The 26,764-nt window shown below is 33.3% G+C and carries 18 protein-coding genes and 5 tRNA genes; 18 read left to right on the top strand and 5 right to left on the bottom strand.

Annotation, left to right across the window (positions count from 1 at the left end; genetic code table 11):
* Positions 1-40 precede the first annotated feature (40 nt).
* The 7 genes from rpsO (at position 41) to recB (ending at position 10,136) form a co-directional block, all read left to right on the top strand.
* The gene (rpsO, locus tag A9G12_RS08385; protein WP_065556292.1) at positions 41-310 is read left to right on the top strand and encodes a 30S ribosomal protein S15; all 270 of its coding nucleotides are present in this window, start codon (positions 41-43) and stop codon (positions 308-310) included.
* A gap of 314 nt (positions 311-624) precedes the next feature.
* Positions 625-2,739, top strand: a complete 2,115-nt coding sequence (pnp, locus tag A9G12_RS08380; RefSeq protein WP_065565381.1) for a polyribonucleotide nucleotidyltransferase — start codon at positions 625-627, stop codon at positions 2,737-2,739.
* 24 nt (positions 2,740-2,763) lie between these two features.
* Positions 2,764-3,615: a lipoprotein NlpI gene (nlpI, locus tag A9G12_RS08375; RefSeq protein ID WP_065565380.1), complete on the top strand. Its 852-nt coding sequence runs from the start codon at positions 2,764-2,766 to the stop codon at positions 3,613-3,615.
* Between the two features lie 342 nt (positions 3,616-3,957).
* Positions 3,958-5,742, top strand: a complete 1,785-nt coding sequence (locus tag A9G12_RS08370) for a DEAD/DEAH family ATP-dependent RNA helicase (protein WP_081299707.1) — start codon at positions 3,958-3,960, stop codon at positions 5,740-5,742.
* A 172-nt stretch (positions 5,743-5,914) separates the two neighbouring features.
* Positions 5,915-6,211: a YfcZ/YiiS family protein gene (locus A9G12_RS08365; RefSeq protein ID WP_081299706.1), complete on the top strand. Its 297-nt coding sequence runs from the start codon at positions 5,915-5,917 to the stop codon at positions 6,209-6,211.
* 17 nt (positions 6,212-6,228) lie between these two features.
* The gene (gene sixA, locus A9G12_RS08360; RefSeq protein ID WP_065565379.1) at positions 6,229-6,687 is read left to right on the top strand and encodes a phosphohistidine phosphatase SixA; all 459 of its coding nucleotides are present in this window, start codon (positions 6,229-6,231) and stop codon (positions 6,685-6,687) included.
* Complete coding sequence (gene recB, locus A9G12_RS08355; protein WP_065565378.1) at positions 6,666-10,136, top strand: exodeoxyribonuclease V subunit beta; 3,471 nt, start codon at positions 6,666-6,668, stop codon at positions 10,134-10,136. The genes sixA and recB overlap by 22 nt, the downstream gene beginning before the upstream one ends.
* Before the next feature lie 112 nt (positions 10,137-10,248).
* On the opposite strand, the gene A9G12_RS08350 is transcribed toward recB, so the two are convergent.
* From A9G12_RS08350 to A9G12_RS08340, 3 genes are all read right to left on the bottom strand, one after another.
* Positions 10,249-13,335 (bottom strand): beta-galactosidase, encoded by a 3,087-nt coding sequence (locus tag A9G12_RS08350; RefSeq protein ID WP_065565377.1) that lies wholly within the window; start codon positions 13,333-13,335, stop codon positions 10,249-10,251.
* Between the two features lie 318 nt (positions 13,336-13,653).
* Positions 13,654-14,658, bottom strand: coding sequence for an HTH-type transcriptional regulator GalR (gene galR, locus A9G12_RS08345; RefSeq protein WP_065565376.1), 1,005 nt, complete (start codon positions 14,656-14,658; stop codon positions 13,654-13,656).
* 338 nt (positions 14,659-14,996) lie between these two features.
* Complete coding sequence (locus tag A9G12_RS08340; protein ID WP_065565375.1) at positions 14,997-17,120, bottom strand: alpha-galactosidase; 2,124 nt, start codon at positions 17,118-17,120, stop codon at positions 14,997-14,999.
* Between the two features lie 191 nt (positions 17,121-17,311).
* Here A9G12_RS08340 and A9G12_RS08335 point away from each other — a divergent pair, with 191 nt between their 5' ends.
* From A9G12_RS08335 to A9G12_RS08305, 7 genes are all read left to right on the top strand, one after another.
* Positions 17,312-17,968, top strand: a complete 657-nt coding sequence (locus tag A9G12_RS08335) for a TIGR04211 family SH3 domain-containing protein (RefSeq protein WP_065565374.1) — start codon at positions 17,312-17,314, stop codon at positions 17,966-17,968.
* Complete coding sequence (locus A9G12_RS08330) at positions 17,969-19,066, top strand: hypothetical protein (RefSeq protein ID WP_065565373.1); 1,098 nt, start codon at positions 17,969-17,971, stop codon at positions 19,064-19,066. It abuts the gene before it with no gap.
* Between the two features lie 117 nt (positions 19,067-19,183).
* Positions 19,184-19,260 (top strand) — tRNA-Met (locus A9G12_RS08325).
* A 38-nt stretch (positions 19,261-19,298) separates the two neighbouring features.
* Positions 19,299-19,383, top strand: a tRNA-Leu gene (locus A9G12_RS08320).
* Positions 19,384-19,410: 27 nt separating this feature from the next.
* A tRNA-Gln gene (locus A9G12_RS08315) sits at positions 19,411-19,485 on the top strand.
* Positions 19,486-19,562: 77 nt separating this feature from the next.
* Positions 19,563-19,647 (top strand) — tRNA-Leu (locus A9G12_RS08310).
* 21 nt (positions 19,648-19,668) lie between these two features.
* Positions 19,669-19,743, top strand: a tRNA-Gln gene (locus A9G12_RS08305).
* 226 nt (positions 19,744-19,969) lie between these two features.
* Here the strand turns inward: A9G12_RS08305 and A9G12_RS08300 are convergent.
* Both A9G12_RS08300 and A9G12_RS08295 read right to left on the bottom strand, forming a co-directional pair.
* Positions 19,970-20,770: a YdgH/BhsA/McbA-like domain containing protein gene (locus A9G12_RS08300; RefSeq protein WP_065565372.1), complete on the bottom strand. Its 801-nt coding sequence runs from the start codon at positions 20,768-20,770 to the stop codon at positions 19,970-19,972.
* Between the two features lie 346 nt (positions 20,771-21,116).
* Positions 21,117-21,746, bottom strand: coding sequence for an NUDIX hydrolase (locus tag A9G12_RS08295; RefSeq protein WP_065565371.1), 630 nt, complete (start codon positions 21,744-21,746; stop codon positions 21,117-21,119).
* Positions 21,747-21,856: 110 nt separating this feature from the next.
* Between A9G12_RS08295 and A9G12_RS08290 the strand changes: the two genes are divergently transcribed.
* From A9G12_RS08290 to A9G12_RS08275, 4 genes are all read left to right on the top strand, one after another.
* On the top strand, positions 21,857-24,322 hold the full coding sequence (locus tag A9G12_RS08290; protein ID WP_065565370.1) for a class I adenylate cyclase: 2,466 nt from the start codon (positions 21,857-21,859) through the stop codon (positions 24,320-24,322).
* A 218-nt stretch (positions 24,323-24,540) separates the two neighbouring features.
* Positions 24,541-25,116 (top strand): RNA polymerase sigma factor RpoE, encoded by a 576-nt coding sequence (gene rpoE, locus A9G12_RS08285; protein WP_065565369.1) that lies wholly within the window; start codon positions 24,541-24,543, stop codon positions 25,114-25,116.
* A 40-nt stretch (positions 25,117-25,156) separates the two neighbouring features.
* Positions 25,157-25,717, top strand: coding sequence for an RseA family anti-sigma factor (locus tag A9G12_RS08280; RefSeq protein ID WP_065565368.1), 561 nt, complete (start codon positions 25,157-25,159; stop codon positions 25,715-25,717).
* A gap of 126 nt (positions 25,718-25,843) precedes the next feature.
* A complete protein-coding gene (locus tag A9G12_RS08275; RefSeq protein ID WP_176701754.1) occupies positions 25,844-26,725 on the top strand; it encodes a MucB/RseB C-terminal domain-containing protein in 882 nt (293 codons plus the stop codon).
* Positions 26,726-26,764: the final 39 nt, after the last annotated feature.

Below are 26,764 nucleotides of genomic sequence, written 5' to 3'. Positions count from 1 at the left end.
CGGACACTCCATTTTTTAAATTAATTTTAAGAGGTTTATTATGTCTCTAACTGTAGAAGCAAAAGCGAAGATTGTTGCTGAGTATGGCCGTGGAACTAATGATACTGGATCAACTGAAGTTCAAGTTGCACTTTTAACAGCACGTATTAATGATTTACAAGGTCATTTTACTGAGCACAAAAAAGATCACCATAGCCGCCGTGGTTTATTACGTATGGTGTCTAGTCGTCGTAAATTATTAGATTATTTACGTCGTAAAGATATTGAACGTTATAACCAATTAATTCAAAGACTAGGTTTACGTCGCTAATTATTAATCTACTTGAAAAGAGGCTTAGGCCTCTTTTTCGTTGTGAAAAAATAGGGCTTTGGTATAATGCAGGGCCTAAAAAGTTGCATTAGTAATTTTAGTAAATCAACAAAAATATAGGATTATCTCTCGTGTTTCGCGCGACTAATGAGAACTCTATAATTTATAGATTTGTCATTAGTCGTGACAGTGAAATAATCTTTTGTTGAGTATTTTCATATTGTTGAATGTTTAATTTCTTGATTTGGAGTATGTAAAATATTCTATATCGAAATTAATACTTTTAGCATATTTAATTGCAAGAGGACATTATTTTGTTTAATCCGACATATCAAAAATTTCAATATGGTCGTCATACTGTAACATTAGAAACAGGTATCATGGCCCGTCAAGCTACTGCTGCAGTGATGGTAAATATGGATGATACATCTGTATTTGTGACAGTTGTAGCTAATAAAAAAGTCAAAGAAGGTCAAGACTTTTTCCCTTTAACTGTAAATTATCAAGAACGTAGTTATGCAGCTGGTCGTATCCCCGGTGGTTTTTTTAAACGTGAAGGTCGTCCAAGTGAAGGTGAAACTTTAATTGCGCGTTTAATTGATCGCCCATTACGCCCATTGTTCCCTGAAGGGTTTGTTAATGAAATTCAAATTATTGCAACTGTGGTTTCTGTTAACCCAGATGTTAGTCCTGATATAGTTGCAATGATTGGTGCTTCAGCAGCACTATGTTTATCGGGAGTTCCATTTCATGGCCCGATAGGAGCAGCTAGAGTTGGTTTTATCAATGATGAATTTGTATTAAATCCATCAGTAAAAGAACTGGTAAATAGCCGTTTGGACTTAGTGGTTGCCGGCACTAAAAGCGCCGTATTAATGGTTGAATCTGAAGCAGATCTCTTAAGCGAAGAGCAAATGCTTGCAGCAGTAGTTTTTGGTCATCAACAACAACAAATAGTGATTGATAATATTAATGAATTTGTTGCTAAGTCTAATTGTCAAAAATGGGATTGGACCGCACCGGAAAAGAATGAAGCATTGTATAATGCTGTGGCTGAACTGGCTAAAGACCGTATAGGTGAAGCTTATCGAATTACTGAAAAACAAGCTCGTTATGCACAGATTGATTTAATCAAAGAAGATGTATTATCTACTTTAAAAACACAAAATGAAGAACTTGATGAAACTGAAATTATCAATATTATAGTTGATTTAGAGAGTCAAATTGTTCGTAAACGTGTTATTGCAGGTGAACCTCGAATTGATGGACGTGAAAAAGATATGATTCGCGCACTTGATATTCGTACTAATGTATTACCAAGAACTCATGGAAGTGCATTGTTTACCAGAGGTGAAACGCAAGCATTAGTTACTGCAACATTAGGTACTGAACGCGATGCGCAAATAATTGATGAATTAACTGGTGAATACACCGACCGTTTCTTATTACATTATAATTTCCCTCCTTATTCTGTCGGTGAAACAGGTATGGTTGGCTCCCCTAAACGCCGGGAAATTGGTCATGGTCGCTTAGCAAAACGTGGTGTTGCAGCGGTAATGCCTAGTCCAGAAGAGTTCCCATATACTGTTCGAGTAGTATCAGAAATCACTGAGTCAAATGGTTCATCCTCAATGGCTTCTGTATGTGGTGCTTCCTTGGCTCTTATGGATGCAGGTGTGCCAATTAAATCATCTGTTGCAGGAATTGCAATGGGATTGGTTAAAGAAGGTGACAATTTTGTTGTATTATCTGATATTTTAGGTGATGAAGACCATCTTGGTGATATGGATTTCAAAGTGGCAGGTACCAGTGAAGGTGTAAGTGCTTTGCAAATGGATATCAAAATTGAAGGTATCACTAAAGAAATTATGCAAGTAGCATTGAATCAAGCTAAAGGTGCACGATTGCATATTTTAGGTGTCATGGAACAAGCAATAAATAAACCACGTAAAGAAATTTCAGAGTTTGCACCACGCATTTATACTATGAATGTTAATCCAGATAAGATCCGTGATATTATAGGTAAAGGTGGGGCAACTATTCGAGCATTAACTGAAGAAACAGGAACCACGATTGAAATTACTGATGATGGTACCGTAAAAATTGCTGCTTCTGATGGTAATAAGGCAAAAGATGCCATGAGTCGTATTAATAATCTAGTCGCAGATGTAGAAATTGGTAAAATTTATTTAGGTAAAGTGACAAGAATTGTTGATTTTGGCGCTTTTGTTGCAATTATTGGTGGAAAAGAAGGGCTGGTTCATGTTTCTCAAATAGCTGATCATCGAGTTGAAAAAGTTGCTGATTATCTAAAAGTTGGACAAGAAGTGAACGTTAAAGTATTAGAAATCGATCGCCAAGGTCGAATTCGTTTAAGTATGAAAGATGCTATTGAACCAACAACTGATGTTCTACCTATAACTGAATAAAATGTTATTCACTGGGAGTTCGAAATGAGATTATTCAACCTGAGGATTGTATGCAGTTTATTAGCTGTTATTCTTTTATCGGGTTGTTCTAACTCTCAACCTTTACTCGCAGTGCCTGAACAAGTTTCTTATGATGATGAATTGAAAATTGCTCAGCTAAGTCAGCAGTTGTCACGCAGAGATATTGACACAGTGACACGAATGCAACTAATTTTTGAACGTGGTACAGTGTATGACTCTTTAGGGTTTAAAGCTTTTGCGCAAAGTGATTTTTCTCAATTACTTAGTTTTAATCCAGAAATTCCTGATGTTTACAATTTTTTGGGAACTTATGCATTAAGAGACGGTGATTTTGATAATGCATTAATGTCGTTTAATACGACTTTAGAACTAGATCATACATATGCTTATGCTTATTTGAATCGAGCAATTACTTCATACCGCACAGGACATTATCAAGCAGCACAAAGTGATGCTCTACAGTTTTATCAATTTGATGTAAATGAACCAATCAGAATTTTATGGCTTTATTTGATTGAAAAAGAAATTGATAATAAAGATGCTGGAAACATGCTACAAAAACGTTATGATCTTATGACTGATAAAACGATTTATAGTAGCGATATCATTGCATTTTATTTAGGTAAAATTAATGAATCTAAATTAATGCAAAACCTTCAAAAAGGTGTAGAAAACAATCGGCAATTAGCCGAACGTCTTTGTGAAGCCTACTTTTATTTAGGTAAATATTATCTAAATAAAGGTGACAACGAGCGTGCCAAAATGTTATTTAAATATGCTTTATCCAATAATATTTATAACTTTGTTGAACATCAACAGGCACTATACGAAATAAAGTTACTTGAAACTAAGTAACAAGGGTCATGTCAGTTTTAAAAGTGAAAATATTGTTATAGCGTAGTTCTGATTTGTCAATATTGCATTCTTAAATAATATTATTAGTTAATTTCATGTTTAATTAAAATATATGTTATTTCGGTAGAGTTTTCATTGACAATTAGTTATTGGGGTGAGTTGTAAATTTTCAATTTAGTGAGCTGGCATTATATTCATATATACTTTCTTTAATTTGAAATGCATCAAATAAGTTAAATTATTAAGTCTTGCTTAGTAATTCTTGTTTAGTGTGGATTATTGTCAATGGTATGACAATTAAAAAAGTTAGTTTATATAGATAGAAATTATAAGCGAGTTTACATGACAACAGAAGTTTCTTTTATTGACCTTGGATTATCTGAGGAAATTCTTAAAGCATTAAGTGATCTTGGTTTTAATAAACCATCACCAATTCAATCAGAATGTATTCCACTATTATTAGCGGGAAGTGATGTATTAGGAATGGCACAAACCGGTAGTGGAAAAACTGCCGCATTTTCAATTCCTTTCTTAATGAATATTGATATTAATCTGAAAGCCCCGCAACTTTTAGTTTTAGCACCTACCCGAGAACTTGCTATTCAAGTTGCTGATGCCTGTGCTGAATATTCAAAATATATGAAAGGTCTAAAAGTTTTGCCACTGTATGGTGGGCAACGTTATGATGTACAACTTCGTGCTTTGAAACAAGGCCCACAAATTGTAGTAGGTACACCAGGTCGTTTACTTGATCACTTAAATCGTAAGACGTTAGATCTTTCTAATTTAAAAGGTCTGGTACTTGATGAAGCAGATGAAATGTTAAGAATGGGCTTTATTGATGATGTTGAAAGCATTATGGCAACGATTCCAGATGATCATCAGACAGCATTATTCTCGGCAACAATGCCAGCACCAATTCGTCGTATTACTAAACGATTTATGCACAATCCTAAGGAAGTGCAGATTAAGGCTACTAATCAGACTGCTCCTGATATTGATCAAAGTTATTGGTTGGTACGAGGTATGCGTAAGAATGAAGCGATTATTCGTTTTCTTGAGGCAGAGGATTTTGATGCAGCAATTATTTTCGTACGTACCAAAACAGCTACTTTAGATGTAGCAGAAGTTCTAGAAAAACATGGCTATAGTTGTGCTGCACTTAATGGTGATATGACTCAACAATTACGAGAACAAACATTAGATCGCTTACGTAATGGACGATTAGATATTTTAATTGCTACCGATGTAGCTGCGCGTGGTTTAGATGTTGAACGCATTAGTTTAGTTATTAATTATGATATTACGTTAGATTCCGAATCTTATGTGCATCGAATTGGGCGGACTGGTCGCGCTGGCCGTGCAGGAAGAGCAATTTTATTTGTTGATAGTCGTGAGCGCCGCTTACTTAAAAATATTGAACAAACAATTAAAAAACCAATTCCTGAGGTGGGATTACCATCCAAAGAATTATTAGAAAAACGTCGTTTAGTTAAATTTACTGAACAAGTACAAAAGCAACTTGAAAGTAGTGATTTAGATCAATATCAAACATTACTTGAGCAAATACAAGCAGGTTGTGGTGCAGATCTTGAAACTATTGCTACGGCTTTATTAAAATTAGCCCAAGGAGAACGTTCATTAATTCTTCCTCCGGATCCAGTCTTTAAACCATCTAGAGAAAATCGAGATCAAAATGGTCGTAGCGGTGAACGTCGATTACGAGGTGATAACCGTGAAATACCAAAACGACGTGAACGACGAGATGTTGGTGATATGGATATGTATCGTATTGAAATTGGCAAAGAAAATGGTGTAGAAGTACGCCATATCGTTGGTGCTATTGCTAATGAAGCGGATATAAGTAGCCGTTATATTGGTAATATTAAACTGTATGAAACCTATTCGACAGTAGAGTTACCAAAAGGAATGCCAAAAGATATATTAAAACACTTTGAGAAAGTAAGAGTGCTTAATCAGCCTATGAAAATGAGTTTAGTAACTGGTTCTTCCGAAACAAAACGTGGACGAAGAAGTAATAAATCTGATTCAACTGGAACATCTACACCTAAAAAGCGAAGTAGTCGCCAAACAGGAAGTGGTCGTTCGTCTGCGCCACAATTTTAATATAAACTCCTCTACCATTATGGTAGAGGTTTCTATATCTTTTTTTGTTCGATAGTCAATTCTTCCAACAACCGCGTTAAAATTAAATAATATTAACAACTCTTAGAGTTTTGCCCTTAAATCTGTTTAAGAGTATACTATGTCTAAATCCATCGGTAAGTAGAGGTATAATATGGCAGATTCTATAAATAAATGTAAGGCAAACGAAACTCCTGCGTGTTGTTGTGTAGATGTGGGTACAATTATTGACAATGAGGATTGTAGTGCTGAGTATGAGCGTGTGTTTGCAACTGAATCTGAAGCCCAAGCTAAATTAACATCATTGACTCAAGCCGCAAAAGAAGTAGAAACAGAGCCTTGTGAAATTAATAGTAGCATTGAACAAGTCAATAATGGCTATAAATTATCTGCAAAATTTACTTTTTGCTGTGGTGCTGAATGCATGATTTTTCAATTAAAATTACGTTAATAAACAGTTAAACACAAATGAAAATTTGTATTATGAGACATGGTGAAGCAGGGTTTTCTGCTTCATCTGATTCTGGCAGGTCGCTTACTTCCAATGGTATAAAACAATCGCAGCAAGCAGCTCAATGGTTGAGGCAGTTAGATTTCCAATTTGATTTAGGATTAGTTAGTCCTTATTTACGAGCTCAGCAAACTTTTGCTGAAGTGACATCACAAATTGTAGTTTCCTATGTTGAAACCAATAATTTACTTGTTCCTAGTGGTGATCCTTTAAATATAGTAAATTTATTAGCAATGTTACCATCAAATGGTATTAACAATGTAATTATAGTATCTCACCTCCCATTAGTAGGGTATTTAGTGAATGAACTTTGCCCTGAAGTCTCTCCTCCAATGTTTGCTACTGCAGCAATTGCTTGTATTGATTTATCCCTTGATATTGTAGGAAAACTTGAATGGTTTCATCAAGTGGAGTAAAAAAACTTAATCTTTTTGATTTACCTTTAACGGGGCGTTCATTAATTGAAGCATCAGCAGGAACAGGTAAGACTTATTCACTTGCTTTTATTTACCTTAGATTACTACTAGGTATTGGGAAAAATAGTTATCCTAGGCCGTTAGATGTTAGTAAGATTTTGGTAGTGACGTTTACTAAAGCGGCGACGCAAGAGCTGCGGTCACGTATTCGGCAAAATATTCAAGAATTAAAATTAGGTTTGTTGCAAGGCCAACACTCAGATCCCATTTATCAACGATTAATTGAATTAATAAGCGATCCTAAAATTGCAATCCAAAAGTTAACCGAAGCACAACAGTCAATGGATGATGCTGCTATTTATACTATTCATAGTTTTTGTCAACGGATACTGACAAGTCATGCTTTTGAATCAGGCGTTCTATTCGAGCAAACTTTAGTTACAGATGAGCATCAATTGCATTTGCAAGTTGTTCAAGACTTTTGGCGCTTTTATTTTACCCCATTAGAAAAACGTCTGGCTTATTTAGTGCTTGATTGTTGGCAAGATCCCGTCTCATTATTGGCTGATATTAAACCTTATTTAAATGTAGATTTGCATAATTCTACGGAATTTAATTCCGATGTAGTAACTAAGATTAGTGATTTTTATAACAATAATTTCAAAAAAATTAATGCAATAAAAAAAATTTGGCTAGCATCAATTGCAGAAATTACTAGCATCATAGCGCAATCAGATGTAAGCAAACAATCCTATAGTAGTCGTAATTTACCAAATTGGCTTAATAAAGTATCTTTGTGGGCGGAGACAGAAACCAATACTTTTGAATTACCTGATGAACTTAAAAAGTTTAGTCAAACCATATTAACTTCTAAAACAAAACCAGACAAAATTGCTCCTGCACATGTTGTTTTTAAATTAATTGAAGACTTGTATACACACCCGCTTGATTTACGCAATCAGATTTTAATGGATATCGTTGCCATAGTTCGACACGGTATTTATGCTGAAAAAATAAACCGTGGTGAAATAAGTTTTGATGATTTATTGTTGCAGCTTAATAGGGCATTGGGTGTTAATACAGGAAACAGATTAGCTAAAAGTATCGCTACAAAATATTGTGTAGCATTGATTGATGAATTTCAAGATACCGATCCTATTCAGTATCAAGTTTTTGATCATATTTATAATAATCATAATAAAGAAACTGGATTGTTATTTATTGGTGATCCTAAACAAGCAATATATAGTTTTCGTGGTGCTGATATTTTTACTTATTTAAAAGCTAAGCAATCAGTAGGTGAAAACTATTTTACTATGGATGTTAACTGGCGTTCATCATCATTGATGGTAAATGCAGTAAATCAGCTATTTGCACATCATGAAAATCCTTTTATTTTTGAGAATATTCCTTTTTTACCAATGAGCTGTGCGGATAAGAATTTGCATAAAAACTTGGTAATTAATAATCAGAAAATTAATGCATTAACCGCTTATCTATTGCCTGATGAAATATCAACTATTGCTGATTATCAAGAGCATATTGCCAATTGTTGTGCCAAGCAAATTGTAACTTGGCTTTCGGATGCTTCAATTTTGATTGAAAATCAAAATGAACAACGACCCGTTACTTCTGCTGATATTGCTATTTTAGTTCGTACTGGTCGAGAAGCTGAAATTATGCAACAAAAATTGACTGAAGTTGGTATCAAAAGTGTTTATTTATCCAATCATAGTAGCGTTTTTGCGTCGCAGGAAGCTAAAGATGTTCTTTGCATTTTACAAGCGGCATTAATGCCCGAAAATGAATCCACATTACGTTTGGCATTAATGACTTCATTATTAGGTCAAACTATGGTGCAACTAGAACAAATGATAGATGATCAAGATAAATGGGAAAGTTTAGTCGAAGAATTTAAGCAATATCAAGTTATTTGGCAATATTATGGTGTATTAGTTATGTTGCGTAGAATGATGAAAAAACGCCATTTAGCTGAAAATATCTTATCCCGTCAAGATGGTGAACGCACGTTGACTAATTTGATGCATTTAGGTGAATTATTACAAGAAGCAGCAAGTGAATTAGATAGTCCAAATGCTTTAATTCGGTGGTTGACAAAACAGATTGTTAATCCTGATTTGAATTTGGAAAATCATGAGCAACGCTTAGAAAGTGATGCTGATCTGGTGAAAATTATTACAATTCATAAATCAAAAGGGCTTGAATTTCCATTAGTTTGGCTCCCATTTATAGCACAGTATCGTTCAGCAGATACTCAATTTTATCATGATAAAGATAACGATTATCAACTTAGTTATGCTTGGTTATTAACTGAAGAAATTAAACAACAAATTGAGGATGAACGTCTTGCTGAAGATTTGCGCCTATTATATGTCGCCATGACTCGTTCTATCTATCATTGTAGTATCGGTCTCGCATCGTTGAAAAAAAATCGATCGGCGATTAATCATTTACTTAAAAATGAATTAACAGTTATCGCAAATTTTGCTGACTTGATAAATGTCGAGTTACCAATTGTAAGTGAGCCGTATGCCACTCCAAAATTAATTAACCAAACTTTATCCGCAAGGGTTTTTCAGCGTAAACTTGCAAACTGTTGGCGAGTGACTAGTTATACTGAACTGCAAAAACATCATGCAATAATGACTTTAAATGCTGATATTATTGATGACTGGGATGAAAATCATCCTGAATCGGCAACAACTGAAATTAGTCATATACAGTATAATATTCATCATTTCCCTAAAGGGGCTCATGTTGGAACTTTGTTGCATAAAGCGATGGAGAAAATATCATTAGATAATATTGAACAGTTATGTTTGGAAATAGTCAATAAACTTAATTTAGAGTCACCATGGTTAGAAGTATTAACTAATTGGATGCAACAATTATTAGCTACAAAACTTAATCACGGTGATTTAATTTTATGGCAAATATTAAGAAGTAAATGTATTAATGAATTACAATTTTATTTACCAATTCGGCAGACAGTTACTAGTGAACAATTAGATAAACTTTGTAAAGAGTATGATAGCTTATCAAAACAATGTCCTATGTTAGAGTTTGAGACAGTTCAAGGTATGTTAAAAGGATTTATTGATTTGGTGTTTGAGTTTGCAGGTAAATACTATATTGTTGATTACAAATCAAATTGGCTAGGTAATTCTGTCGATAATTACAACTTGGAATCCTTACAACAAGTGATGTGTGAACACCGTTACGATTTACAATATCAGCTCTATTCATTAGCTTTACATCGTTTTTTACAAAGCCGCTTACCAAATTATCAATATAATAAACATTTTGGTGGGGTTTATTATCTTTTTTTACGTGGTATGCCTAATAATGGTGTTTTTTACCATTTACCTAACCAGCAGTTTATTGAAAAGTTAGATAAGTTATTTGATGGCGAAAGTACAAAACACTAAGCCATAAAAAAGAACATAAAGATCATAATATTATTTAAAGTGAATAAAAAAAGAAGTACAACAAATTCGCGTGTACTTCTTTTTTATTGATATGAACAATTAATTTTAATGCCTAAGCTTTAAAAATTAATTGGTAGGCATAGTGTTTATTTGTCAATAAAAATTCAGGATGCACACTTGGTGTCCATGAATCATCTCCTCCGATTCCCATATGGTAGGCATCAATACTTACATAAGCACTCGGTCTAGGCTCTAATTGATGGCGATGTGTTTTTTCAGCTAATTGTGCAGTACCATATTGATTAATATTGAATTTAAATTGATGACCAGTAACAGTCATGTCATTAATTTGAAGTTTTTTAACTTCACAGCGAAGACCATTTTCACAAGGATAAATATATGGAGTGTACAGTTCAGAAAATGGTAATGACCACAATCCAAAAATGGCTGAGCTTTTTCGGTCAGGATAATTTTCGTGTGGACCAAGTCCAAGCCATTTAACTTGTTCTGGTATTGTTTTTAGTTGATAAGTTAAGCCAATGCGGGCCGGTGCTGGCATATCATTAGCAAGATCAACTTCTATAGACAATAATAAAGTCCCTTCATGATTGATCTGATGCAACCATTTACTTTGGATAACTTTTTGTCCTTTTACAAAATATCCGTGAATTGCTTCAATAATAATGTTATTAGGGGATTTTATTGCATGTATACCTAAACATTTATGCTCTAAGTTAAAATAACCAGCAGCTTTCCATTGCTCTACCCATGCAAAAGGATTATTGTTGCTGTCAAAATCACCACTGATACCAATATCATTATCTATTGGAGCTCGAATGAATTGATCAGCAAATGGTGCTGCTAATATTTCATTATTAGATTTAGACCATTGGCATAATTGCCCTGTTGATTTATTAAATTGCCAAGATTGGTTTTGATAATTCACTAAGTAGTTTTCTTGATTTTCAGTTAACACAAGCTCGTTCGTTGTTTGACTTAATGTTAGTGGTGAAATAAATTTATTAGATAATTGCCATTGCTCCCAAGCCACTAGATGTTCGGCTGGAGACCAAGTTGTTGCTTCTTTCTGAATTACTTTCACCGTAACGTGTAAATCTTCACAATTAAGATTATCAGGAATATTGTCAAGCAATGTCATTTTTATGGTGCTACAAGGTTTTATATCAAGAGTAAATTGTCCATGTTGTTGTTTTTCACCGTCGATTAATAATTCCCACTGTAGAATTTCATTATCTGAATGACGGAATAAATATTCATTAGTAATTTCAATTTGTAACGGTTGCTGACTGATTAATTTAAATTGAAATGGTTGTTGTACTTTTTTAGCTTCAATTAAACTAGGGTGTGGTTGGCGATCAGGAAATACTAATCCATCTAAACAAAATTGTCTATCGTGATAAGCCTCGCCAAAGTCACCACCATAGGCCCAATAACTTTCACCAGTTTTTGTTTTACAACGGATCCCATGATCTGCCCATTCCCAAATAAAACCACCTTGTAAGCGAGGATATTGCCTAAATGCTTGCCAGTATTTATAAAACGTACCTAAACTGTTCCCCATTGCATGTGCATATTCACATAAAATTAATGGACGATTTTCATCAGGCATGGAGATCCATTTTTTTATAGCCCATTTAGGTACATTAGGATGAGGTTGGTCTTGTTCTGTGCGCGCATACATTGGGCAAATAATATCTGTAGCAGCAGTATTTGCACCTCCACCTTCATATTGAACCAAACGAGTTGGATCATTACTTTTTATCCATGTATAAAGAGCATCATGTGTAGCACCATGACCTGATTCGTTACCAAGTGACCAAATAATAATAGATGCATGATTACGATCACGTTGTATCATCCTTGTTACTCGTTCACTATAGGCTGCAAACCAGTTAGGATCATCAGATAATCGTGACATTGGGAACATACCATGAGATTCAATGTTGGCTTCATCAATTAGATAAAGTCCATATTGATCACAAAGTTCATACCAACGGGGATCATTTGGATAGTGACTGCAACGTACGGCATTAAAATTATGCTGTTTAATCAACTTGATATCATGCAGCATCGCTTTTTCAGTTACTGCATAACCCTGATCAGGATAAAATTCATGACGATTAGTACCTTTAATAAGTAAAGGTTTGCCATTTAAGCACAGTTGACCATGTTTGACTTCAACACAACGAAAACCAATATTATAGGCTTCAGATTCAATTAATCCTGTATTTTTATTATATAAACTAACAACTAAACGATACAGGTTCGGTATTTCTGCACTCCATAATTGTGGTGCTAAAATAGGAATGTTACAAGATAAACGGTCATGATAACCACCTTTTTCATCAATGGCTTCAGTACCCATTGATTGAGTATGTTCAACGATTAAATTGTTCTGATTCCATAATTCAATTCCAACATTAAGTTGATCCATATCATCATCATGATTAACATCAATTTGTAATGAGAGTGTTGCATTATGGTAACAAGCATCAAGTACTGTTTGAACTTGAATATCGCACAAATGAGATTTTGGTTTATTGAGTAAGAAAACACCTCGAAAAATGCCACTTAATCGCCACATATCTTGATCTTCAAGATAACTACCATCACACCATTTTAAAACTAATATAGCAATACGATTATTACCAACTTTTAGATATGGAGTTAGATCGAATTCAGCTGCGATTCGGCTATCTTGTGAATATCCTACCCATTGTTCATTACACCAAATATGGAAAGCAGAGCTTACACCATCTAAAATAATTCGAGTGTCTCCTTTGGCAATCCATTCCTCAGTAATATTGAAATAACGGGAATAACAACCGGTTGGATTTTCATCAGGAACAAATGGTGGATTGTAGGGAAATGGATAACGGATGTTAGTATAAACTGGTGCATCATAACCTTGAAGTTGCCAGTTAGATGGTACTGGAATTGTGGTTGTATCTACCTCTTTTTGTAACCATGATTCAGGTACCTCATTCGGGTTGTTAAAGTAGCTAAAAAACCAATCACCATTTAAGGATATAATTGTATCTGGATTGATGTTGTTTTTAGCATCTTGTTTATTTCTCCAACTATGAAATTTAGGGTGTGTTGTAAGCCGATTAATGCTTAAAACTGATAAATTATTCCAATCACGTCGATTTATAATTTCTTTGAAAGAAGGATTCATATGTTCACCGTTTTATTCTAGTTACAACTAATTTTGTATTAATATTAGTTAATTGAATTTACCTTTTAATTGTTTTTATTATAGAGAAGTTAGAATTAAAAACAGTGATCAACTTAACAATTATGTAATCGTATACATATAGATATTTATAAATTTATTTGCATTAATTATATGTTATTTAAGTATCCGATTACATTGATTTTATACTAAAGCGTTAGTGTGACCTGAAACTTCTTGTTATGATGTTAATATTTATGATACAGAAAGCAAAATGATAGTTAATTTTTATTTTTAACTTAGTTTGGCTATTAAAAAGGACTATTTAATACAGTTTACTGAATAGCGTTTAGTAAGCGTTGGTACAAAAACATTTATCAAATTTTGTGGGGCTGTTTCACCTTTTGCTAATCTTAATGCTAGTTCAGCTGCTTGTTCCGCCATTGTTTGTAATGGGTATCGTATTGTTGTTAACTTTGGATGTAAATAACGGGCAAGAAGTAGATCATCAAAACCAATAATTGAAATTTCAGCAGGGATTTTTATATCATTATCATAGAGGACAGACATTGCGCCAGCAGCCATAGAATCATTGTAACAAGCGATAGCAGTAAGTTTACGATTGCGTTCTAATAATGACATCATAGCTTGTTCACCCCCCATTTCATTGGGTACAGAAAAAGCAATAAGATTTTCATCAAATTTTAGATTATGCTCGGCTAAAGCATCCTTATAACCTTGTAATCGGTCAGAAGAGTCGGAAATTTCATGATTAGAGCATAAATAACCAATTTTTGTATGGCCATTTTGGATTAAATGTTTAACTGCCAAATAAGAACCATAACGATCGTCAAGAGCAATACAGCGTTGTTCAAAACCTTTTATAATGCGATTAATTAAAACCATCCCTGGTACCTGTTGCATCAATTTTTTCAAGGTATTATCAGACAATACTTTTGCATGTACTACTAGTGATGAACAACGGTGTTCAATAAGTTGAGTTATGGCATTGTATTCTTGCTCTTCTTGGTGATATCCATTACCGATTAATAAAAAATTTCCAGTTCGATATGCAACTTTTTCAACAGTACTCACCATAGCACCAAAAAAGGGATCTGATACATCTGCAACAACAATACCTATTGTATTAGAGTTTTGTTGTGATAAAGCTCGAGCATTTGCATCTGGATAGTAGTTTAATTTTTCCATGGTATTTTTTACTGTATTACGAGTTTTTTCACTCACATTATTTGCATTATTAATAACGCGAGATACTGTTGCGACTGATACTTTAGCTATACGTGCAACATCTTTGATTGTAGCCATAGAAAACCTTTTATTAATTACTATAAATAAAATTATCTGCATTCAAATAATTTTATATTCGAATTCATCTTATATGTAACGCTTACTGCCTACTTCAAACTAATAAAGTTCAAAAAATTAAGGTTACATAATAAAACATCTTTTTATCCATATGTTCAGATGGACTTGGCATATAGTACTCTGACTGCTTGGACTGATTAGTCATCATAAGCGAAAAAATAATATTTGCCAATAACACGATTAAAGCTTGAATCGTTTCAGTAAAATTATTGTTAATAAAGGAATAGGGGGACTATTCCTTTATTTGAATAACTGATTATTTTTATTGTTAATATTCACTAAATTTGTTTAGCAATAATTCTAATTAGCATAGCGGTTGCAGGATCTAACACAGGAAGAGGTAGACCTACATTCATTAACCAATCTCCAGAAAGAATAGTATTTTGAGTCATCCATTTTGGTAATGATTTCATCGCGTGCCCATTTGTTTTTGGATCAATATTATCAGGCATATCCAGTACTTCAATTTGATATTCTTGATTTGATAATAAACCTGTTAATCGCAGGTTTCCACTCAAAGCATAAGTAGGTAATGTTAATTGTGCAATTATAAAAGACGCTTCATTTTTATCTTGGCTAACGACCCCATAACTTTGCATCGAATGGCTGTCATCAACATCTAGCCGTACAGTATTACCACTATGTAGTAAAGGACGCAATTTTTTATGCAAACTAATATAGTGTGCAAAGGCTTGTTGTTCTTGTTCCGATTCTTTTACTGGATCAAGTTCAACTCCCATATGGCCAAATAAAGCAGTTAATCCTCGTAAATTCATATGGAGATCGCGGAATGTAGTATGGCATAAAGCACCACCAATGTGAGCTCCCATTACTTCTGGAGGGAAGAAGTAACTCATACCGCGTTGAATTGTTTGCCGATCTAATGCATCGTTAGAATCTGATGCCCAAAAACGTTGGGTTCGTTTCAAAATTTCATAATCAATTCTACCGCCACCAGATGAACATGATTCAATTTCAACATTTGGGAATTTATTGTGTAAAATATCAAGTAGTTTATATACAGCTTCTGTTTGCCCAATCGCTGCAGGGTTACCATTGTGACCGGCTTGAACAATTTCTCGGTTCATATCCCATTTTATATAGTCAATATCATAACTTCCGAGTAGCCATGTTAATCTTTCTAGCAAATAATCAAATACGGCTGGGTTTTGCAGATCAAGTAAGAATTGATGCCGCCCAGCAGGTTGCTGATAACCAGATAATTGAAGTAACCAATCAGGATGAGCTCGATAAAGATCTGAGTTTTTGTTAATCATTTCAGGTTCAACCCAAATGCCGAACTCCATACCAAGGCTTTTTACATGATTAATAACTGGTTCTAAACCATTTGGATATTTTCGCTCGTCAAGATACCAATCACCGAGTCCTTGATAATCATCATCGCGTCGTCCAAACCAACCATCATCAATGATAAACCGTTCAACACCAATCTGTGCGGCTTTTGTTGCCATTTTCATAATATAATCAGGTTTATGATCAAAGAAGATCCCCTCCCACGTATTAAGATGAACTGGGCGAGTCTGGTTTTTAGGAAACTTAATAATGTTATCACGCAGATATTGATGGAAGTGATGGCTCATTTTATTTAAACCTTCATCACTATAAGTGGCATATAACCAAGGAGTAGAAAGGCTTTCATCTTTCGCTAAGGATATTTCACCTGCTAGATATAAGGCTTCAGCTTGAATAAAACGTTTACCATTACTTTTTACAGCGACTTGAATACGGTGATTACCACTCCAAGCTAAATGGATCCCCCATACTTCACCTGTCTGTTCTTTAAATCCTTCGGTTCCAACAACCATTCCCGGGAAATATTCATGAGAAGTACGACCGCGTCTATTTTCTTGTAAATAACCACAATGCTCTATTTTTGTTCTATGGGGATAAAATTCTTTGATCCAGCGACCGCTGAATGCCATTAATTCTTGAGCTCGTTCTGGTATTGGTAATGTAACAGATAAACGATTTACTTGGTAAGGTTCATCTCCTAAGTTAGTTAAAGTATTTTTGCATTGTAAAACTCCGTTTTTATCTAATATAAGGTGACTTGTTAATCGAAGTTTTGCAATAGTATCATCACTAATAATAGTGATATCATTATCAGTTTTGATAACTTCTTTAGTAATGAAAATGGGTGACCAATCTTTGCCATTTCTATGACCTTCAAGCCCGGGTGTGCTGAAATTACCGAGGCCTTCTTCAGGACAAAGCGTAAAAGGTACATTAACATCTATTCGAGAGTTAGGTACTGCGGGTGTAAGCATTTCGATCGAATCAAGTTGAATGTTGTGTAATCGTTTACCAAAATAACAAACCTCAGGGTAAGGATTTGTTTGTAAAAGAATATCTAAATTATCATTGCAAAGACGGAAGTTCATATGTTCTCCAAAAGTTAATCTAACTCAGATATAAGAGTAATAATAATTAAATAAAATTAGTATCTTTAATTTTTTATTTTGTGATTTAGATCTCATAAAATGTAATCGATTTCATTTTTTAAAATAGATAACTAAATAATGTGATTTACTTATAGATAACTTAAAATCATTATGCGAAAAGCTATTTTTTTATGCTATTATGTAATCATTTATTAATGATTGTTTTAAATATCATGAAAAAACAAAATATTATTACCTTACTTTCTTTTTTTATGCTGGTTTTTCAGGTTAATGCTATAGATAAATATGTAACAGACGATGTTGATGTTTTTTTACGGCGAGGACCAGGTTCGCAATATGCTTTTTCAAATTCAGTTAAAGCGGGTGAAAAAGTTGCTGAATTAGAAAAAAGTGCCGATGGTAAATATACTAGAATTCAAATTAGTAATGGCAGTGTGGCTTGGATAGAAACTTCAAAACTCAAAGAACAACCAAGTTATAAAGAACTTTTTCCGTCTCTAGAAGCTAAACTTGCTGAATATAAAGATAAAGTAGACAATGCTGATCAGTACCATCAAAATCTTTTAAATGAATCTAATCAAAAATTACAAAATAATGAGAAATTAATTGAAAGCCTTCAAAATAAAAGTAATGAATTAGAAAAACAAGTTAAAGAACAAAGCAAACAAATTGATTCAATGATGAATCAGGTAGATGAGAAGCGCCGAGATCTTATTGTTACATGGTTTACTTATGGTGGTCTTGTAGCGGGAGGTGGCTTTATTTTAGGTCTTATTCTGCCAAGCATTATTCCTAGCCGACGCAAAAGAGATCGTTGGATGCGTTAGATGAGAAAAACTTATCTTGTTGGTGGTAGTGTCCGGGATAAATTATTACATCTACCGGTTGCGGATCGAGATTGGGTAGTTGTTGGTGCGACTCCCGGTGAATTAATTTCCTTAGGCTATCAACAAGTAGGTAAAGATTTTCCCGTTTTTTTACATCCAATCACTAAAGAAGAATATGCATTAGCACGCACGGAACGTAAGTCAGGTAAAGGTTATACAGGTTTTATTTGTGATTTTGGCAAAGAAATTACTTTAGAGCAAGATCTTCTACGCCGAGATCTTACTATTAACGCCATTGCCATGGATGATAAGGGCAATATTGTTGATCCTTATCATGGTGTTGAGGATCTTAATCAAAAGATTCTTCGCCATGTTTCTCCAGCTTTTCGTGAAGATCCTCTACGCATTCTACGTGTGGCTCGTTTTGCCGCCCGTTATTATCATTTAGGCTTCGTTATTGCAGAAGATACGATGTTACTAATGAAACGAATGGTATTAGCGGATGAAATTAGATATCTTACACCAGAACGGGTTTGGAAAGAGACCGAGAAAGCCTTATCAACTCAAAATCCTCAAATTTATTTTCAAGTTCTTGCACAATGTGGCGCGCTTGCTTATTGGTTTCCTTCATTAACGTTGACAACAAATATAGTTGATGCTTTAAAACGCTCAGCTGTATTAACAGAGGAGTTAACGGTACGTTTTGCTGTGTTATGTGGAGAGATGATTACTAAAACAGCCGTTGAATTACTTTGTAACAAAATCAAAGCACCTAATAATTATACTAAAATTGCTATTATGGTTCAGCAATATCATGAAAAAGTAGATTTTATAGAGCAACTTACCGCTGAACAAATTATTGATTTACTCAATAAAATCGATGTTTGGCGTAACCCTCATCATCTTCACCAATTGATTATTGCAAGTCAGGCGTTTGTAAAAACGAAAACATATCCTCAAGCAAAATATATTTCCGAAGCCTATAAAATAGCGCAGAAAGTAAATGTACAAAAGATTATCGCTCAAGGGTTTGTTGGCAAATTTATACAACTTGAATTGCAGAAACAGCGAATTGAAGCGTTATTAAACTGGATTTGATTGCATCTTAAGCAATTGCGACTTTTTTTTAAAATATCCCAAAAAAAGGGTTGACGATTTGGTGTAACACAAGCATAATGCGCCTCGCAGTGTTGGTTATGACGTTGCGAATGAAATGGCTACGTAGCTCAGTTGGTTAGAGCACATCACTCATAATGATGGGGTCACAGGTTCAAATCCCGTCGTAGCCACCATTAAGATTAAAGTTGTACTTTTACCGAAAGTATATATTGCGGGTGTGGCGAAATTGGTAGACGCACCAGATTTAGGTTCTGGCGCCGCAAGGTGTGTGAGTTCAAGTCTCTCCACCCGCACCATTTAATCTTAATATCCAATAACTCTATTGGGGTATAGCCAAGCGGTAAGGCAGCGGGTTTTGATCCCGCCATGCCCAGGTTCGAATCCTGGTACCCCAGCCATTCCAATCTGCATGTTTTATTATATTCTAGTCCAAACTATTTAGATTTAAGCAAATAACTTATTTTCAGTATTCTAAGCGGGTATGGCGGAATTGGTAGACGCGCTAGATTCAGGTTCTAGTTCCGAAAGGTGTGCGAGTTCAAATCTCACTACCCGTACCAGATATCTTTTTTTCTTTATATTGGGGTATAGCCAAGCGGTAAGGCAGCGGATTCTGATTCCGCCATTCCAAGGTTCGAATCCTTGTACCCCAGCCAATGAAAAATTAATTTAAAATTGAAAATTATTCCTAGTTAGATTAATTAGTTTTTAATATATAAAAAATCTCACTTTAAATTCTTATAATATTGCTGATTTAATCAAAAAAAGGATTTTTATAATCAAATAACTTCACTGCAAAGAAAACCACATCGCAATCCATATATTTCCCACGTGCTTTAATATTTACTTTGCACGTGGAAAAATTATGAATAAAAACTAAAATTATCTATATAGGTTTACATAAACAGTTTGAGCCGTACCAGATGAATTTGCTGAAACTTCTTTTACAAAATAAAAATGTGCGCCATTTGCAATAGCTTGTTTTCGTGCAGCAGTACTTATTTCTGACGTATTATTAAATGTTCCATGGAAGCTAATTGTTTGATATGGTTGCATCTTTTTAAATGCATCACTACTAATTTCATATGCATCTTGATCTTGTTGAGAAGTTTTTACTATATATTCTCTGACTGGAGCATCTTTTTTATAGAGGGCAACATCAATATTTTGTGATTGATTTTTTACATCTGCAGGTGAAATTGAGTAAACATAAAAGGCATATGCTTTTTTATCCGCAGCTAATTTACTTGCAGAATTAATGATTTCAGAAGTGTTATTGTAATTTCCTTTAAATTTAATTATTTCAAATGGTAAATAATAAAGGGCTTTATTACGTTCATATGCAACAATTCCATTATAAGTAATTTCTTCTTTTTTAATAGCTGTAGGTACATTATATGCATAAATATCTGCGTAAACAATAGCACAGTCTGCAGAATTAGCTGTAGTTGCATTTTCAATTGCTTTGATGTGGTAAAATTTAGCACCAGCTTCGTAAGCAACTCTTGAAATATCTTGAGCAGCATTATCAGCTTGTAAATATTTACCTGTAACTGCGATTTCTTTCATTGGTATTAGTTGGCTACTATCTTCAGCTGATAGAGGTTCTGCTGCATAAAGATTAGCAACAGGTAATGATAATAATACTGCTAATGCAATAGATGACCTATTTAAACCTTTCATAATAAATCCCCTTATTTTCTAAATGGTTGAGATTAAGAATTTATATTTCCGCTATTTTTAATATAAAAATACAATCGTATACTATTGATAGCATTCAAATCTTTTTCTTCAAATAATTAATTTATCTGCAATAGATTAAAAGCAGGTAGACATGTAGTTGTTTAATACAAATATCAATCAATTTATATATAAAATATATGACTGTTTATTTGATTCCCAAGCTGTTTTTTAGGGCTAAAAATATTTTTTAGCACCAAATGTGTAAAAAGCTATTTTTTGCTAAAAATAGCTTTTTATGCTCATTATTATTAATGGTTTGATAGAGTGACTTATCAAAAGTGCATGTTTAATTTATTGGATCACTAATATTGCTAATGGCTTTTATAAAATTCAAGGTTATTTGTGCTGTTAATCCCCAAATAATATATTCATTATAGTTATAATAAAATACTTTATGTTCAGATCTTTTTTGCCAATCTAGTGAACGGTTAGGTATTAAATCGAAAGGGAAATTACTTGCTGGTTTATGTCCAACTGCCATAGTTGTTTGCTTCGGAGAATTATTTATAAACCAGTCAATCGGAACCGTAAATATTTTATCGACTTCCTTAGTATTAAGTTTTAATGTATCTAACGATGAAATCTGAGCAACAAAAGGGTAAATAATCAAACCAAGCGTTGCTAAGAATTTAGGTAATTGGCCTAATATAAAAATATTTTGTTCAGGAATACCTAATTCTTCGTATGTTTCTCTTATTGCTGTTTGTTCCGGAGATCTATCAATTAGCTCAACACGGCCGCCAGGGAAACAAATGTCTCCTGGTTGCCATTTTAATGTTTGTGAACGGATCTGAAATAATAATTGAAGTTGCCCATTAATTTCGATAATAGGTATTAATATTGAAGCTTTATTTGCAATTGTTTTTTTTGAGTTTTTTTGTGCAAGTTGTTGAGATATTTTATCAATAGTAATCATAATAATTATTTAGTTTGGTTTTAAAATTGACTTTCTATTTACCTATATGCAATAAAATGTTAGATTGAAATTGTACGTTGTTAGTACACTTGTTTCACCTAAAAGATACTATGCGATATTATATTAATAGAATAAAAAAAGAACTTAAAGATCTTGCTCATCTAAAATGTCAACGTGCTCAAGATGGAATGTCTATTGAATTCCAGCGTGTATTTTCGCTGTTACCAGCTCTTTTTCATTTTCATAGTCCAGAATTACCAGGTTATCTTGAAGAAGATAGTCCCACAGGTATTGCATATTATCAACCCACAGATTCGGTTTATGAACAACTCAAACAAGAGTTTAATTTCATCTCTTCTCCGATTACAAAATATGATATTTCTGCATTATATTCTATGGGGAGTACTTGTTCTATTGGACAATCGGTAGAATCAGATCTTGATATTTGGATCTGTATTGAAAATAATCTATCGGCAACGCGTAAACAAACATTAATAAAAAAATGTCGCTTAATTGAACAATGGGCAGATGGGCTTGGAGTGAAGTTAACATTATTTGTTGTTGATGTAGATCGTTTTATTAATCAACATCATGAATGTTTAATGGGTGAAAATTGTGGTTCAGCTCAACATATATTGCTACTTGAAGAATTTTATCGTTCTGCAACCCCCTTGGCAGGAAAATTGCTATTATGGTTCGCGGTGCCAATTAATCTAACCGTCAATAATATAACTTATCCAACATATGATGAATGTGTTCATGCTTTAACTAAACAAAAAATTATTAAACGTGAAGAATGGATTGATTTTGGATCTTTAAATAAATTATCTGCAGAAGAATATTTTGGTGCTAGTTTATGGCAATTATATAAAAGTATAGATTCACCCTTCAAAGCGGTGTTAAAAACTTTATTGCTTGAAGCTTATTCTTGGATATATCCTGAAAACCGGCCTATAGCTCTTGAAATCAAGGAATGTATACAGAATTTTAAAATTCAAAGTAGCCATTTAGACTCTTATTATATCCTGTTGCAGAGAATTACAGATTATTTGACTGAAATTAAAGACTTTCAACGACTTGAACTAGTAAGACATTGTTTCTATTTGAAGGTGAAAGAAAAATTATCAATTCCTACAGCATCACCATCATGGCGACGTGATATTGTCAGTGATTTAGTCAAACAATGGGGATGGAATCAACAACTTATTGCCAAATTGGATGTTAGTGATACTTGGAAGATAGAGCAAGTACGGGAAATCCACGAAATATTATTGAACGCGATGATGACAGGTTACCGTAATTTACTCAATTTTGGTCGACGGAATAATTTAGATTCAATAATTAGTCCACAAGATTTAGCCATATTAACTCGTAAACTTTATGCCTCTTTTGAAGTATTACCGAGTAAAATAACTGAATTAAAACTCAATATTTCTAATAATCTTCAAGAAGATGCATTAACATTTATTCATGTTAAAGAAGATCGAATCAATCGTGCTGGTTGGTATGTGTATAATCAAAAACCTAGGTTGGATTCAATCATTAGTCATCAATATTTGGAATATAGTAAGTACCTTATTAAATTAGTTGGATGGTGCTATTTCAATAGATTAATTTCTGATTCAACAGCATTTTTTTGTCGTGATGGTGATGATCGTAGTAATCGGAAAATTACTAAATTAATCGCTGATTTAAAAAAATATTTTCCAATTGATGTGCCTGCTGCAACTGAACAACAGTTATATGGTCCATGCGAGATTCGTCACTTAGCTATTATTTTGAATTTAGAAAATGATCCTACTTCTAACTTAGAATATGATGATGAAATTAATACCAATGCGCTAAATTATGGTAAAAAAGAAATTAGTCTAGTTGGTTCTATTGATCTCCTTTATCGAAATTCGTGGAATGAAATTAGAGTATTACATTTTAGTAACCCATTATGTGTACTAGAAGCAATTAAAGCATTATTAAACCGCATGCATAAAGATGCTGATTTACCTCATTCAATGGAAATTTTTTGTTATAGTCAGTATTTGGATATTGAAATTAAGAACCAAGTAAAGAAATTAATGGATGATTGTATTGAGTTACGTTTAACAACAACGCAAAATAACTCAACCCAAGTAAAACCACTTAGAATAAATGGTTCATCTTGGTATCTATTTTTTGAACGCTTAGGGGTTTCCTTCCATCAATTTGATAATGCAATAGATTTTTATGGTGCTGTTTCGAATAATAAAGTACAAGGTAGACCTTTAAATATTTTGGATGAAACTAATGAATTGCCCAAAGAGATTGATAGTGTTGCTTATGAAGGTATTATTCAATTCTTTTTTGAAGATACAGAAACTGGGTTTGATCTTTATATTTTAAATGAACATAATCAGGTCGAAATATATCGTAATTGTAATGGTTCAAAGGAAAACATGGTTAAAGATGTAAATAATTTTTATGCATTATCAGATGATCGTTTTACTTTCATAACCAGTAGTTCGGTAAATTTTAACCTGCCTCAATTTTACCATATCACCTATAATCAAGAAGGTCAGCGAGAAATCTTTTTATTAAATTAAAAGATTTACTTTGTGTTAAAATGACCATTCTTTGTAATAAATTTTAAGAAAAGTATTACATTTGAGTATGAAAATAGTAAAAAATTATTTTTAATAGAAAAAATAATTAAATTTCTATTAAAATAGTGGGAACTTTTTTTAATTTTAAGAATCTAATTGTCTGATAGCATAATTTTAGGCCAAATGACAATTATCAACATAATGAGGAATGGCCTTCAATGAGGGAGCAAGTAACAGACCAAGTATTAGTTGATCGCGTACTTAGAGGAGATAAGAATGCGTTTAATTTACTAGTGGTCCGTTATCAAAATAAATTGGCTCATTTAGTTTCTCGTTATGTACAAGCGTCAGAAGTACCTGATGTTGTGCAAGAAACTTTTATAAAAGCTTATCGCTCCTTAAGCTTATTTAAAGGTGAAAGTATTTTTTATACTTGGCTGTACCGAATAGCAGTAAATACGGCGAAGAATCATTTGGTTTCTCAGGGTCGAAGACCACCTTCTTCAGATATTGATGCTAGTGAAGCTGAAAGTTATGAAGGTGCTGATTCATTAAGAGATTTTGATAACCCAGAAAGTTTAGTGCTTTCTAAAGAAGTTGAAAAAGTAGTATTTGAAACAATTGAAGCTTTACCAGATGAATTAAAAACAGCTATCACCTTACGTGAAATTGATGGTTTGAGTTATGAAGAAATAGCTGAAATTATGGGTACTCCAGTTGGAACTGTAAGATCGCGAATTTCCAGAGCTCGTGATGTTATAGATGGAAAAATTAAACCATTAATTAATGGTTAAAAAAATTAAATAGAGCAGTTGTAAATTTAAGGTATCTACTATGTTAAAAGAACAGAAAGAAAAACTTTCGTCATTTATGGATGGTGAGTTTACAGATGATCATATAATTAATGATATCTCAGACGATGAAAGTTTACGATTATGTTGGCATCGTTACCATATTGTAAGAGGAGCCTTACATGGTGAATTGCATAATAGTACATTAACGTTAGATGTTTCTAATCAAATTGCTCAAGCTATAGCTAATGATAATTTATATAACCAACTGGATGAACAACCTATTCCACGTGAAATTACTCTTCCAAAAGTAGGCAATTTGCTTTGGGTTCGTATGAAAGATGTTGTGACTCACCTAAGCCAAGTTGGTTTAGCTGCTTGTGTAACCTTAGCGATTATTGCTGGGGTACAGTACCATCAAGATCAAACTAAAGAAGTTAATGGGGCTCCTACTTTAAATACTGTTCCTGTCGGCGTCAATGTTGCTCCTGTTGGCGGTATTCAACAAAAAAATGATCAGCAATTACTAGAAAAAAGACAATATGATAAAATTAAATTACTTGTGCAAGACTACGAATTGCAAAAAAGGTTAAATGCTCATTAATCTAAAATGAAATTTCAACGTAATTTAATAATTTTTCTTATTAAACAGAGTAAAAAATATATTTGCACTCTGTTTTTTATTTTGTTCCCTTTATTCACGTATGCTGTTGAGTCTGATGATGGCTTAATGCTATTAAATAAAATGACCCGAGCAGTACAAACGCAAAATTACCGTGTTAATTTTGTTTCCCAAAATAAAAATGATTATGTAACTACTTTTGAATATACTCATTTAGGGGCAGCTAAAAAAGAAGATATTAATGCTTATTTACTTTATCTTGAAGGTCCTGCCAAAGAAATTATTTTACATAACAGTATTACTAGTTATTTTCAACCTGATAGCCCATCATTTTCTATAACTAGTCCCCGAATTGTCGAAGCTTTTCCTGATGTCATTTATAATGATTTTTCAAAACTGACAGACATATATGACTTTATTTTGCTAGGCAAAACAAGAACAGCAAATCACAGCGTGCAACTTGTCAGAATAATCGCAAAAGAAAAAGATCGTTACAGCTATGTTATATGGATCGATGATGATACCTGCTTGCCAATGCGTATAGACTTATTAGATCAAAATAATGAGATTATTAGTCAACTAAAAGTCGTTTTACTAGATAAAAATTTTGATAAGAAAAAAATAGCGGATTATATTAATAGCCGGACTTATCCAATTTTATTGGCGATCGACAAACAAAATGATGTTTTAGACGAATGGCAATTAGCTTGGTTACCAAAAGGATTTAAAGAGATTGCTGCATATAATGTAAATTTTTATAATTCAGATATTGCTACTAAATTGTTTTCAGATGGTGTTTTTTCTTTCACGGTGAATGTTTCATCTGAAGCTACTAAACAATCTAATCAATTCATACAGCAAGGTGGCAGATCAATATTTTCAACTAATATTGCTAATAAAAATATTATTATTATTGGTAACTTACCCCTAGTAACCGTTGAAAGGATAGCTCAAAATATTGTCGAAAAAACAGCGGAAACATCTCGATAATACTATGCTTAGAGGTTATTAATGTGTAAAATGTTTCTT

It is taken from the genome of Gilliamella sp. wkB112 (assembly GCF_001690685.1).
Classification (GTDB): Bacteria; Pseudomonadota; Gammaproteobacteria; order Enterobacterales; family Orbaceae; genus Gilliamella; species Gilliamella apicola_J.
This window is presented reverse-complemented; position numbering and strand designations above follow the sequence as displayed.